This is a genomic window from Magnetospirillum sp. 15-1 (genome assembly GCF_900184795.1).
Taxonomy (GTDB): Bacteria; Pseudomonadota; Alphaproteobacteria; order Rhodospirillales; family Magnetospirillaceae; genus Phaeospirillum.
In genome coordinates, this window is the sequence record NZ_FXXN01000017.1 from 75,317 (window position 1) to 88,657 (window position 13,341).

The 13,341-nt window shown below is 68.0% G+C and carries 11 protein-coding genes; 8 read left to right on the forward strand and 3 right to left on the reverse strand.

Annotated features, from left to right (window positions below):
- From ptsP to CP958_RS04000, 8 genes are all read left to right on the forward strand, one after another.
- On the forward strand, positions 1 to 2,274 hold the full coding sequence (gene ptsP / locus CP958_RS03965) for a phosphoenolpyruvate--protein phosphotransferase (RefSeq protein ID WP_096700700.1): 2,274 nt from the start codon (positions 1 to 3) through the stop codon (positions 2,272 to 2,274).
- Positions 2,275 to 2,342: 68 nt separating this feature from the next.
- Entirely contained in the window at positions 2,343 to 3,608 is a 1,266-nt protein-coding gene (locus tag CP958_RS03970) for a helix-turn-helix domain-containing protein (protein WP_096700701.1), read from the forward strand.
- Between the two features lie 115 nt (positions 3,609 to 3,723).
- A complete protein-coding gene (gene ispG, locus CP958_RS03975) occupies positions 3,724 to 4,836 on the forward strand; it encodes a flavodoxin-dependent (E)-4-hydroxy-3-methylbut-2-enyl-diphosphate synthase (RefSeq protein ID WP_096700702.1) in 1,113 nt (370 codons plus the stop codon).
- A gap of 2 nt (positions 4,837 to 4,838) precedes the next feature.
- Positions 4,839 to 6,077, forward strand: coding sequence for a histidine--tRNA ligase (gene hisS / locus CP958_RS03980; protein ID WP_096700703.1), 1,239 nt, complete (start codon positions 4,839 to 4,841; stop codon positions 6,075 to 6,077).
- A 13-nt stretch (positions 6,078 to 6,090) separates the two neighbouring features.
- Positions 6,091 to 7,338 carry a glutamyl-tRNA reductase gene (gene hemA / locus CP958_RS03985; protein WP_096700704.1) on the forward strand — a complete coding sequence of 416 codons (1,248 nt, stop codon included), beginning with the start codon at positions 6,091 to 6,093 and terminating at the stop codon, positions 7,336 to 7,338.
- Positions 7,339 to 7,344: 6 nt separating this feature from the next.
- Entirely contained in the window at positions 7,345 to 8,409 is a 1,065-nt protein-coding gene (gene prfA / locus CP958_RS03990; protein WP_096700705.1) for a peptide chain release factor 1, read from the forward strand.
- Positions 8,409 to 9,260, forward strand: coding sequence for a peptide chain release factor N(5)-glutamine methyltransferase (gene prmC, locus CP958_RS03995; protein ID WP_096700706.1), 852 nt, complete (start codon positions 8,409 to 8,411; stop codon positions 9,258 to 9,260). Before prfA ends, prmC begins: the two co-directional genes overlap by 1 nt.
- A gap of 214 nt (positions 9,261 to 9,474) precedes the next feature.
- Positions 9,475 to 9,954, forward strand: coding sequence for a DUF4167 domain-containing protein (locus tag CP958_RS04000; protein WP_096700707.1), 480 nt, complete (start codon positions 9,475 to 9,477; stop codon positions 9,952 to 9,954).
- 11 nt (positions 9,955 to 9,965) lie between these two features.
- Here CP958_RS04000 and CP958_RS04005 read toward each other — a convergent pair whose 3' ends face one another.
- The 3 genes from CP958_RS04005 to CP958_RS04015 form a co-directional block, all read right to left on the reverse strand.
- Entirely contained in the window at positions 9,966 to 10,343 is a 378-nt protein-coding gene (locus CP958_RS04005) for a hemerythrin domain-containing protein (protein ID WP_096700708.1), read from the reverse strand.
- Positions 10,344 to 10,416: 73 nt separating this feature from the next.
- Entirely contained in the window at positions 10,417 to 11,991 is a 1,575-nt protein-coding gene (locus tag CP958_RS04010; RefSeq protein ID WP_096700709.1) for a glycosyltransferase family 39 protein, read from the reverse strand.
- Positions 11,992 to 12,091: 100 nt separating this feature from the next.
- A complete protein-coding gene (locus tag CP958_RS04015; protein ID WP_096700710.1) occupies positions 12,092 to 13,288 on the reverse strand; it encodes a TIGR03862 family flavoprotein in 1,197 nt (398 codons plus the stop codon).
- Positions 13,289 to 13,341 lie beyond the last annotated feature (53 nt).

The following is a 13,341-nucleotide window of genomic DNA, read 5'->3' on the forward strand; positions in this document are numbered from 1 at the left end:
ATGCAGAGCGCGGGGATGACCTCGGTGTCTCGGCGCCTGCTGGGGCGGCTGCGCGACGTCATGGCGGGCAGCGGTTCGGCTCAGGAGCGCCTCGACAAGGTGGTCAAGCTGATCGCCGTCGACATGGTCGCCGAGGTGTGCTCGTGCTACATCATGCGGGCCGGCGAGGTGCTGGAACTGTTCTCCACCGAGGGCCTGAAGAAGGAATCGGTGCACCAGACCCGCCTGCGGGTCGGCGAGGGCCTGGTCGGCGACATCGCGGCCCATGCGCGGCCGCTGGCCCTGGCCGACGCCCAGTCGCATCCCAACTTCGTGTTCCGCCCGGAAACCGGTGAAGAGATCTTCCACTCGCTGATGGGCGTGCCCATCATCCGCGGCTCGCGCGTGGTCGGCGTCGTGGTGGTGCAGAACCGCACCATGCGCCACTACACCGACGAGGAGATCGAGACCCTCGAGACCGTGGCCATGGTGCTGGCCGAACTGGTGGTCTCGGGCGAGCTGGTCAACCGCGCCGAACTGGTGCCGGTGGACGGCAACGCCCTGCTGCCGCTGCGCATGGAGGGCGTCAAGCTCAACGGCGGCGTCGGCGTGGGCGTGGCGGTGCTGCACCGGCCGCGCATCACCATCCAGCGGCTGGTGGCCGAGGACCCCGATGCCGAGCTGGAGCGCCTGAAAAAGGCGCTGACCGGCATCAAGATGGCGCTGGAGGAATTGTTCTCGCGTCCCGAGATGCGCGACGGCGAGCACCGCGACGTGCTCGAGACCTACCGTATGTTCGCCGAGGACAAGGGCTGGCTGAACCGCATCAACGAGGCGATCCGCACCGGCCTGACCGCCGAGGCGGCGGTGCAGAAGGTCCACGACGACACCCGCGCCCGCATGAGTCAGATCACCGATCCGTACCTGCGCGAGCGCATGCACGATTTCGAGGATCTGGCCAACCGCCTGCTGCAGCATCTGGCCGGTGGCGACGGCGACCAGCGCCCCGGCGGGACCGATCTGCCCGACGGCGCCATCCTGATCGGCCGCAACCTGGGGCCGATGGAGCTGTTCGACTACGACCCCAAGCGGCTGCGCGGTCTGGTGCTGGAGGAAGGCTCCGCCACCTCGCACGTGGCCATCGTGGCGCGTGCGCTCGATATTCCGGTGGTCGGCCGCGTCAAGGACGTGCTCGACAAGATCGAGCCCCTCGACCCGGTGATCTGCGACGGCGACAACGGCCAGGTGTTCATTCGCCCGCCGGACGATATCCGCGAGACCTATATCGACGCCATCGGCCAGCGCCAGTTGCGTCAGGCCGTCTATGCCCGGCTGCGCGAATTGCCGGCCGTCACCCGCCAGGGTGTGCGCATCGGCATCCACATGAATGCCGGCCTGCTGCTCGACATGCAGCATCTGCACGATTCGGGGGCCGACGGCATCGGGCTGTACCGTACCGAGCTGCCCTTCATGGCGCGTTCCAGCCTGCCCGACGTGGCGGCCCAGACCCTGCTCTACAAGAAGATCCTCGATCAGGCCGAGGGCAAGCCGGTGGTGTTCCGCACCCTGGATGTGGGCGGCGACAAGGTGCTGCCCTACTGGAATCCCTACGAGGAGGACAATCCGGCCCTGGGCTGGCGGTCCATCCGCATAACCCTGGACCGTCCGGCGGTGATGCGTGCGCAGTTGCGCGCCCTGCTGCGTGCCGCCCAGGGGCGCGAATTGTCGGTGATGTTCCCCATGGTCGCCGAGGTGTCCGAATTCGTTCAGGCCAAGCGCATCCTGGACAAGGAGTTGGAGCACGAGCGTCAGGCCGGCTCGCCGCTGCCCACCAAGGTGCTGGTCGGCACCATGCTGGAGGTGCCCGCCCTGGCCCTGCAGCTGGACGCGCTGCTGCCCATGGTGGATTTCGTCTCCATCGGCTCCAACGATCTGACCCAGTTCCTGTTCGCGGTGGATCGCGGCAATCCGCGCATCGCCGAACGCTACGATCCGCTGGCCCCGGCCATGATCCGCTTCATGCGCTATGTCGCGGTGAAGTGCGGCCAGTACCGCGTCTCGCTGTCGGTGTGCGGCGAAATGGCCGGGCGTCCGCTGGAGGCCATGACCCTGATCGGTGCCGGCATCCGCAACCTGTCGCTGTCGGCTCCCAATATCGGCCCGGTGAAGACCATGATCCGCAGCCTGGATATCCCCGCGCTGGAAGCCTATCTCAACACGCTTCTCAAATCGCCCGACCACAGCCTGCGGAACAAGCTCAAGACGTTCGCGCTCGATCACGGCGTGGTCCTGTGATGTTGCCACCCCTCATGGGGTTTTGCTAAACAAGGTCGCCACACGCATAGCGAAAAGGCTCGCCCGACGTGGATAGCACAGCTTCTGATCCCCAGACCGAGACTCCCGCCGCCGCCGCCGAGCCGGTGGTTGTCCCCGAAGCCATACCGCCCGTCCCCGAGCCTGTCGTCGAGGCCGCGGCTCCCGCCGCCGCCCTGGCGGTCAATGCCGGAGTGGGGGCCACCCTGCGGGCGGCCCGTGAAGGCATGGGCAAGGCCCTGCCCGAATGCGCCAAGCTGCTGCGCATCCGCCAGCCCTTCCTGGAGGCGCTGGAAGAGGGGCGCCACCGCGACCTGCCGGGCGGCACCTATGCCGCCGGCTTCCTGCGCACCTACGCCGAGTTCCTTGGCCTGGACAGCGAGGAGATGGTCCGCCGCTTCCGCGAGGAAGGGGCCGGCGGCTTCAAGAACCGCACCGAGCTGACCTTCCCTTCGCCGGTGTCCGAGGGACGCATCCCCGGCGGCGCCGTCATCTTCCTGGGACTGATCCTGGCGGCGGTGGCCTATGGCGGCTGGTATCTGCTGTCCTCGGCCGAGACCAAGGTCACCGAGATGGTTCCGCCGCTGCCCGACCGTCTGGCCGGCGTGCTCAACCGTCAGGCCAGCCTGACCGGCGAGAGCAAGCCGGCGGCCGATGCCGCCCAGGAGCCCGTGAAGGCCAAGGAAGAGGTGGTTCCGCCGCCGGAGACGGAGGACGAGAAGCCCGTCGCCATCCAATCCCCGGCGCTGCCGCAGAATGCCGCCGCTCCCGAGCCCGCCAAGGTCGAGCCCCCCAAGGTGGAACCGGCCAAGGTGGAGCCGGCCAAGGTCGAGGCTCCCAAGATCGAGCCGGTCAAGGTGGAACCGCCCAAGGTCGAGCCGGCCAAGGTCGAACCGGCCAAGGTCGAGCCGGCCAAGGTCGAACCTCCCAAGACGGACGCGCCCAAGGCCGAGCCCGCCAAGGTTGATCCGCCCAAGGTCGAGGTGCCCAAGGCTGAGACGGCCGCCACCACCGCCGTTCCCGACGGCAAGGTCTATGGCGCCGAGTACGCCGATGCCCGCGTGGTGCTGAAGGCCACCGGCGACGATTGCTGGATTCAGGTGCGCGAGGTGGACGGTTCCCTGCTGATGAGCCGCCTGCTGCGCCGGGGCGACAGTTTCCGGGTTCCCAACCGTTCCGGCCTCAACCTGATGGTGGGCAATGCCGGATCGCTGGAGGTCAGCATCGACGGCCGCAAGGTTCCGGCTCTGGGCGCCACGGGGCAGGTGCGGCGCGACATCCGCCTCGATCCCGACAAGCTGGCGACCGGGGGCTGATAACCATAAATAGGTTGTCGCTTTCGGAGCTTGGCCCGAATGCGTTATAACGCCTCGCCCCGCTCGGCCCATCGGCCGGCCGGGCCGAGGCCCCTTTTGTCAGCGAGAGTGTCCCATGAGTCTGCGGCCCTACCGTGAAATCGCCCGGCGCAAGTCGCGGCAAATCCATGTCGGTTCCGTGGCGGTCGGCGGCGACGCCCCCATTTCGGTCCAGACCATGACCAACACGCTGACCACCGACATCAAGGGAACGCTGGAGCAGATTCGCCGCGCCGCCGATGCCGGTGCCGATCTGGTGCGCGTCTCGTGCCCGGACGAGGAGTCCACGGCGGCGTTCAAGACCATCGCCAGGGAATCGCCGGTTCCGCTGATCGCCGACATCCATTTCCACTACAAGCGCGGCATCGAGGCCGCCGAGGCCGGCGCCGCCTGCCTGCGCATCAATCCCGGCAACATCGGCTCGCACGAGCGGGTGCGCGAAGTGGTGAAGGCCGCCAAGGATCATGGCTGCTCCATGCGCATCGGCGTCAATGCCGGCTCGCTGGACAAGCACCTTTTGGACAAGTACGGCGAGCCCTGCCCGGAAGCCCTGGTGGAAAGCGCGCTGGAACATGCCAAGCTGCTCGAGGACAACGACTTCTTCGAGTTCAAGATCGCCGTGAAGGCCTCCGACGTATTCCTGGCCGTCGCCGCCTATCAGGGGCTGGCCAAGGCCTGCGACTATCCCCTGCACCTGGGCATCACCGAGGCCGGCGGCCTGATCGGCGGCACGGTGAAGTCGTCCATCGGCATCGGCTCGCTGCTGTGGCAGGGGATCGGCGACACGTTGCGCGTCTCGCTGTCCGCCGACGTGACCGAGGAGGTCAAGGTCGGCTTCGAGATGCTGAAGGCGCTGGACCTGCGTCATCGCGGTGTGCGCATCGTCTCGTGCCCGTCCTGCGCCCGCCAGGGCTTCGACGTCATCAAGACGGTGGAGACCCTGGAAAACCGCCTGTCCCATATCCGCGCCCCGGTGACCCTGTCCATCCTGGGCTGCGTGGTCAACGGCCCCGGCGAGGCCCGCGAGACCATGGTGGGCATCACCGGTGGCGGCAGCGACAATCACAAGGTCTATATCGGCGGCTCGCCCGACCATAATGTCGACGGCAAGTCCATGGTCGACCACATCGTCGAACTGGTCGAGGCGCGCGCCGCCGCCATCGAGGCCGCCAAGCAGAAGGAAAGCTGATTTTGTCCAGCCTGCAACCGGTTCGCGGCACCCACGATCTGCTGCCCGACGAGGCCCGCCGCCACCGCTGGGTGGAGGAAACCGCCTTCACCGCCGCCCGCCGTTACGGCTTCGGCGAGATCATGACCCCCATCTTCGAGTTCACCGACGTGTTCGCCCGTACCCTGGGCGAGACCTCGGACGTGGTGACCAAGGAGATGTACACCTTCGCCGACCGTTCGGGTGAATCCATCACGCTACGCCCCGAGGGCACCGCCGGTGTGGCGCGTGCCTTTATCTCGGGCGGTCTGGCCCAGTCGCTGCCGCTGAAGCTGTTCTACCGCGGCCCCATGTTCCGCCACGAACGCCCACAGAAGGGCCGGCTGCGCCAGTTCCATCAGGTGGGCGTCGAGTTGCTGGGCGTGGAATCGCCCCTGGCCGACGTGGAGGTCATCGCCGTGGCCTGGCGGGTGCTGTCCGAGCTGGGCCTGGCCTCCAAGGTGCGCTTGGAGATCAACACCCTGGGCGATGCCGAAAGCCGCGAGACCTACCGCAACACCCTGGTGGCCTACCTCTCCCAGTTCCGCGATTCGCTGTCCGAGGACAGCCGCAACCGGCTGGAGCGCAATCCCCTGCGCGTCCTGGATTCCAAGGATGAGGGTGATCGCCGCATCGTCGAGAACGCGCCGTTGATGACCGAATCCCTGTCACCGGCCGCCCGCGAGTTCTTTACCCAGGTGACCGACGGGCTGCACGCGCTGGGCATCCCCTTCCTGCTCAACCCCCGACTGGTGCGCGGCCTGGACTACTACTGCCACACCGCCTTCGAGTTCACCACCACCGAGCTGGGCGCCCAGGGCACCGTGCTGGCTGGCGGCCGCTATGACGAGCTGATCGCCACCATGGGCGGCCAGCGGACTCCGGGCATCGGCTGGGCCGCCGGGGTGGAGCGCCTGTCCATGCTGGTGGGCGAGGTCGCCGATGTCGTGCGGCCGATCAGCGTCATCCCCATGGGCGACACAATGGCCGCCCTGGCGGTGGCCGAGCGGCTGCGCCGTACCGGCCGCAGCGTCGAGATGGGTTTCTCCGGCAATATGAAGAAGCGCATGGCCCGCGCCAACAAGGTCAATGCCCGCTTCGCCGTGATCCTGGGCGAGGAGGAGGCGGCCAGGGCCGCCGTCACCATCCGCGACCTGGACACGTCCAGTCAGGACGAGGTGCCGCTGGCGCAGCTGGAGGATTACCTCGGCCGCCAGTCGTAGCGAGGTTTCGGGGGTGAGTGGGTCCTCGCATCGTCTGGTCGTCGTCGGAGCCAACCATCGGTCGGCTTCCCTGTCCTTGCGCGATGCGCTGTTCGTGGACGATGCCGCCGCCCCCGCCTTTCTTGATGGGCTGAAGCGGGCCGGTCTGGCCGAGGGCCTGGTGCTGGCCACCTGCGATCGCGTCGAGATCTGGGCCGAGGACGTGGACCCGGACCACGCCGCCCGGCTGGTGGGCGAGGCCCTGGCCGTCAGGGCGGGGTTGGAGGCGTCCACCCTTGCTCCCCATCTCTACACCCTGTCGGGCGGCGATGCCGTGCGCCACGGCTTTACCGTCACCGCCTCGCTGGATTCCCTGGTGATCGGCGAGCCGCACGTCACCGGGCAGGTCAAGGCCGCCCACCGGCTGGCCCGCGATGCCGGGTGTTGCGGCGGCGAGCTGGATCATTTCCTTCAGGCCGCCTTCGCGGTCGCCAAGCGGGTGCGCAGCGAGACCTCCATCGGCGAGGGGCCGGTCAGTATCGCCGCGGCCGCCGTCCAGACCGCCCGCGACCTGCACGGCGAGATGGGGGGCCTGCGCGCCCTGCTGGTCGGCACCGGCGAGATGGGCGAACTGGTGGCGGAAAGCCTGCTGGCCGCCGGGTTGAAGGACATCTCGGTCACCGCGCCGCGCACCGCCCGCGCCGAGGCGGTGGCCAAATCGCTGGAGGGCCACGTGCTGGCCTTCGAGGATCTGCGGGAGTCCCTGGCCTCGTTCGACGTGGTACTGACCTGCGTCGGGGCGCGGACCGTCTCGGTGACCTCGGACATGGTGACCAACGCGCTGCGAAAGCGCCGGAGGAAGCCGGTCTTCCTGGTCGATGCCGGCATTCCCGGCGACATCGAGCCGGCGGTGAACAGGGTGGATGGCGCCTTTCTCTACGATCTGGCCGATCTGGAGAAGGTGGCGCTGGAAGGCCGCGCCACCCGCGAGGCCGCCGCCCGGGCCGCCCGGAACATCGTCGAGGCCGAGGCCCAGGCCTTTCTCAAGGGCCGCGCGGCGCGGGCCGCCGTGCCGGCCATCGTCGCCCTTCGCACCCGCTTCGACGAAACCCGCGAGCAGGTGCTGGCCGAAGCCGGCAACGACGCCGCCGAAGCCACCAGGCTGCTGGTCAACCGCCTTTTGCATGCCCCCAGCGAGGCCATGAAGAATATCGCTTCCGAAGGTGCCGAGTGGCGCGCCATGGAAAAGACGCTGCGGATTCTGTTCCGCCTGGATGAGTAGGACCCCATGAATCTCGAACCGCAATTCGACAAGGTGCTGTATCGCCACGACGAGGTCCGGGCGCAGTTGTCCTCGGGCGAGGGGATGGATTCCCAGTCCTTCCAGCGCCTGTCCAAGGAACTGGCCGAACTGGACCCGGTGGTCACCGCCGTCCTCGCCTTCCGCAAGGCCCGGGAAGACATGGTCCAGGCCGCCGAGATGATGAACGATCCCGACATGAAGGATCTGGCCGAGGAGGAGTTCTACGCGCTGAAGGAGCGGCTGCCCGCCCTGGAGCGCGAGGTGCAGATCATGCTGCTGCCCAAGGACGAGGCCGACGAAAAGAACGCCATCCTGGAAGTGCGCGCCGGGACCGGCGGCGAGGAGGCGGCGCTGTTCGCCGCCGAACTGTTCCGCATGTACGAGCGCTATGCCTCCGTGCACGGCTGGCGTTTCGAGGTGATGGACGTCAACGACACCGGCATCGGCGGGGTCAAGGAGGCCAGCGCCACCATCACGGGGCGCAACGTCTTCGCCCGCCTCAAGTTCGAATCCGGCGTCCACCGGGTGCAGCGGGTGCCGGCCACCGAATCCCAAGGCCGCATCCACACCTCGGCCGCCACCGTGGCCATCATGCCCGAGGCGGAGGAGGTGGATATCCAGCTCAACGATTCCGACCTGCGCTTCGATGTCTACCGCTCGCAGGGCTCGGGCGGCCAGTCGGTCAACACCACCGATTCGGCGGTGCGCGTCACCCATATTCCCACCGGCCTCGCCGTGGCCTGCCAGCAGGAAAAGAGCCAGCACAAGAACAAGGCCACCGCCTTGAAGCTGCTGCGGGCCCGTCTGTACGAGCGTGAACGCTCGGCCAAGGACGCCGAGCGCGCCGCCGCCCGCAAGAGCCAGGTGGGGTCGGGGGACCGTTCTGAACGCATCCGCACCTATAACTTCCCCCAGGGCCGCGTCACCGATCACCGCATCAACATGACGCTCTACAAGATCGACGCGGTGATGTCGGGCGAGTCCCTGGACGAACTGGTCGAGGCCCTGGTCGCCGCCGATCAGGCCGAGCGTCTGGCCGAGATGGAATAATGACCACCGCCGGTCAGGCCATCAACGCGGCGGCCGCCCGGCTGACCGGGGTGGGGATCGATACCGCCCATTACGACGCCCGCCTGATGGTGGCCGAGGTTCTGGGGGTCGAGATGCGGCGCCTGCCGTCCTCCCACCATGCCGAACTGAACGGCGACGAGGCGGCACGGCTGGCGGCCATGCTGGACCGCCGGCTGGTCCGCGAGCCCATGTCCCATATCCTCGGGCGGCGGGGTTTCTGGACCCTGGAGTTCCAGGTGACCGCCGATACGCTCGACCCGCGCCCCGACACCGAGGCCCTGATCGAGGCGGTGCTGGCCGCGCTGGACGACCGGGGCCGGCCCCGGCGCCTGCTGGATTTCGGCACCGGAACGGGGTGTATCCTGCTGACCCTGCTGTCGGAACTGGGCCATTCCACCGGCCTGGGCATCGACGCCAGCCAGGCCGCCCTGGCGGTGGCGGGGCGCAATGCCGGGGTGCTGGGGCTGGCGTCGCGCGCCGAGTTCCGCCTGGGCGACTGGGGCAATGGGCTCGAGGGGGCGTTCGACGTCGTCGTCTCCAATCCTCCTTATATTCCCGACGGCGATATCGACGGCCTGGAGCCCGAGGTGGCCCGCTACGAGCCGCGTTCCGCCCTGGCCGGCGGCCCCGACGGGCTGGAGTGCTATCGCCGCCTGATCCCCCATATGGCCCGCCTGCTGGCCTCCGGCGGTGTCGCCGCCCTGGAGGTGGGAGCCGGACAGGCCGCCGAGGTTTCCGCCTTGCTGGCGGCGGCCGGATTGCCCGGTGCCACCACGCGGCGCGACCTGGGCGGCATCGAACGCTGTGTCATTGTGCAGCGCGTAAAATAATTGTTGGAATACCGGCCGCTCGCGACTAGTGTTGCCCCACGCGCGCCATTTCGAACCGGGGGATCGCGTCGAGCCCTTTCGCTCCGCCCTCGGTTCAGCGCCGTGTACTCCCCCATCGCCGCCCCGAGATCGGACGCGGATAGGCCGTGCAGAGATGTCGGCGGGGAGGCCTCTAACGGAGAGCACACTCGTGAACCATGAAGGCAGGACCTCTTTGAATCCCAAGCAGCGTTCCCGTGGACGGGGACCCAACGGCGGCGGTGGCGGCAAGAAGCACGGCGGCGGTGGTGGTGGCGGCGGTGGTGGCGGTGGCATTCCCAACCGCAATCAGGTGTTCGACAGCAACGGCCCCGAGGGCCGTATTCGCGGCAATGCCCATCAGGTGCTGGAGAAGTACCTGTCGCTGGCCCGCGATGCCTCGTCCCAGGGCGACCGCGTCGCCGCCGAGAATTACTACCAGCACGCCGAGCACTATTTCCGGGTGATCAACGCCCAGAACCAGAACAACGGCCGCCCGCGCCAGCAGATGCCCACCCCCGCCGAGGACCAGAGCATGGGCGGCGAGGGCGAAGGCGAGGACGAGAACGGCGGCGAGCCCCAGGCCCGTCAGGTTCAGGCCCAGCCCCAGGCGCCGGTGCCGGGCGAGGGCGAGCAGCCCGACATCGTCATGCCGGCCGAGCCCGTCGAGGGCTGACCGGTACCGACCTAGTGTTTCCGTGAGAAGAGCGGCGCGTCCACGTCATTGTCGTGGCGCGCCAGCGCTTCCAGGAAGGCGGTGAACAGTTTCCGCCGCGCTTCGCCGTCGTCGGGCGGGATTTCCGCCAGGGCGGCCAGCATGCCCAGCAGGTCGTGGTGATCGCGGATCATCACCTGGCGCGACGCCCAGTCGGCGGTGATGAACAATTCCTCTTCCACATGAAAGTGGTCGGCCATGCGCTCTTGCAGCATGTGGATGGCGCGCGCCACCTTGGCTTCGCTGTGGCTGTCGGTGATGACCGGCTGCAGCCGGTTCATCACGCGGTAAAGGCGGGTGTGCTCGGCCTCCATGGCCGGATCGCAATCCTCGTGGTCCCAGGTGGGCATGGTGGCCTCTCCCCATTGCGGAACTGCTTCCAATCTGGGGATTCGGCCGTCCGGATTCCAGATGGCAATAGGTCTAACGGCAGGGATGCGACGGCGGAATCACCGCCCGCCCCAGGCGCACCGGCTCCTGGTGGACGGGGCCGGAATAATCCAGCGTCACGTCGGGCAGGACGATCACCGGGCCGAAGCGCTGCTCCAGTGCCGGGATGCCCGGGAACCAGTCCAGGGGCTCGCCCGGCCTGGGGGCGTCCTGGTGGTCGATGTCGCGATAGCGCCCATCCAGCGCCTGATCCCACAGGACCAGGGCGCCGGTGCGGCGGATATCCTCGTCGGACAGCCAAGGCGCCATCTTGGGGTCTGCTTCGCTGTAGACGCGGGGACGCTCGTGCAGCCGGTACGAGGCGGTCCCGCCCAACCAGGCTTCGCCGATGATCACCGGTACCGGGCCGTCGCAGACCTGACTCCAGCCGGCGGCGGCGGCGGCGGCCAGCGGTTTGGCGGGGAAACGCGACCACTTGCCTTCGTCCATGTCGGCGATGATGCCGGTGAAGATCAGCACATAGGTGACCGCCATGGCCACCGTCAGGCCGCTGGTCCAGGCCAGCAGCCGGTTGATCCGCCATGGGGTGGGAGAAGGATAGAACAGATGCAGCAGCAGCAGCGGAAGGGGCAGGAAGAATGACGAGGCCCATTCCACCCGCAATCCGCCGCCGGTGACGGCCGACAGGATCACCACGATCACCGCGGGGCCGAGGCTCATCAGCAGCAGGAAGCGGTCCCGGCTGCACAGTCTCCTTCTCTGCAGTCTCGGCAGTCCCAGTCCGCCCACCAGGGCGATCATCAGCGAGCCGCACATGCCGGCCATGGTCAGCAGGGCCACGGCGGGGTTGATCAGGTGACGGTCGAGGAAGCTCTCGTCGCTCAGCCCCGCGCCGCTGGACAGATAGCGCAGCGGCCCCAGATTATGGGTCAGGACCCAGTGGATATGCGGTCCGGCCACCAGCAGGCACAGCCCCACCGCCCCCCAGGCCCCCGGTGAGCGCAGCACCCAGCGGTGGCCCGGCGTCACCACCACATGGATCAGCAGCAGCAGCGGCAGGATCAGGATGGTGTACTTGGCCAAAATCCCCGCGCCGAGCGCGATTCCCAGCAGCGGCCAAGCCCAGTTCCGCCGCTCCTCGATGGCCAGATGGGCCAGCAGGATGGCGGCGCACCAGGGCAGGTTGAGGATGATGTTGTGATTGAAGTGGGGGACGATATAGCTGTAGTAGCCCAGAACCGGCAAAGCCACCACCGCCAGGGCGGCGGTCATGGGGGGCTCGTAGCGGCGGGCCAGCAGGTAGATGCAGGCGAACGAGCCCGTCATCACCATGACGCTCAGGCCGTAGACGACGGCATCCGAGGCGCCGAACAGCGCAAAGGCGATCTCGGTCATCCAGCTGATCAGCGGCGGGTGCTTGAAGAAGCCCGGCTGCCACTCCAGCCCCCAGTAGACGATCTGGATGGTATCGCGATTAAGAGTGGTATTGACCGCCAGCGGAAGGCAGACCCAGGTCAGGGCATAAAGGCAGAACGACAAGGTCAACAGGGCCTTCACCCCGATGACAAGCTTGCGTTCCGATTTGGCAATGTCTAGCGACAGGCCCATCAATTGCGCTGCTGACGACGTATGATAAGGAGTCCCCTACAGGATCGGCCTCACCCTACCTCAGCCATGATACAAGGCAGAAGCAAAATCGGCGGATTTGTTACACAGAGTTACAGAGCTTCGCCGCCCCCAATCCCGCCCGATACCCGGTGGTGAAACAGCCGGTCAGCAGGTAGCCGCCGGTGGGGGCTTCCCAGTCCAGCATCTCGCCGGCCACGAAGGTTCCCGGCCGGCGTTTGAGCATCAGATTTTCGTCCAGTTCCGCCAGGGCGACGCCGCCGGCGGTGGAGATGGCCTCGGCCACGGGGCGGGGGCGCAGCGGTCGCAGGGGCAGGGCCTTGATGGTCCGGGCCAGGATGGCGGGGTTCGTTTCGGCGGTTGCTTCGCGCAGCAGGGCCAGCGCCATGGGATTGAGGGGCAGGGCCTTCTTCAGGAAGGTGGACAGCGAGCGCGAGCCGCGCGGCCGCGCCAGGGCCGCCGCCACCCGCTCGGGGCTCCAATCGGGCATCAGGTCGACCAGCAGCGTTGCCTCGCCCGCGGCGGCAAGGCCGTCGCGCAGTTCCGCCGACAGGCCGTAGACGGCCCCGCCCTCGATACCGTTGGTGGTGACGGTGATCTCGCCGCGCCGTCTGGTGCCGGCGTAGGACAACTCCACCGTGCCGGTGCGGCCACCGGCGAAGCGTTCGGCGAAGCTGGCGCTCCAGTCCAGGTCGAAGCCGCAATTGGCCGGGCGCAGCGGGGTGATCTCCACACCCGTTTCCGTCAGGATGGGTGCCCAGCCGCCGTCCGAGCCGAGATTGGGCCACGAGGCACCGCCCAGGGCCAGGATACAGGCCCTGGCCTCGACCGTTTCCTCGCCCTCCGGCCCGGCGAAGCGCAAGCGGCCTTGGGCGTCCCAACCCAGCCAGCGGCGGCGGGTGTGGAGGAGCACGCCCAGGGAGCGCAACCGGCGAATCCAGGCGCGCAGCAGCGGCGCCGCCTTCATCTCGGCAGGGAACACCCGGCCCGACGAACCGATGAACGTCTCGATCCCCAGTCCTTCCGCCCAGGCGCGCAACTGTGCGGGGCCGAACTCGGCCAGCAGCGGCGCCATGAAGGCGGCGGCGGCACCATAGCGGCCGGTGAAACGCTCCAGCGGCTCGGAATGGGTGAGGTTGAGCCCGCCCTTGCCGGCCAGCAGGAATTTGCGTCCCGGCGACGGCATGGCGTCGAACACCTCGACCGCCAATCCGCGCGCAGCCATGATCTCGGCGGCCATCAATCCGGCCGGACCTGCCCCGACGACGACGATTTTCATATTTTTCCCCTGGAGGCTTCTATTGATACCGGCGGCCCCGGCCCCCATGATAA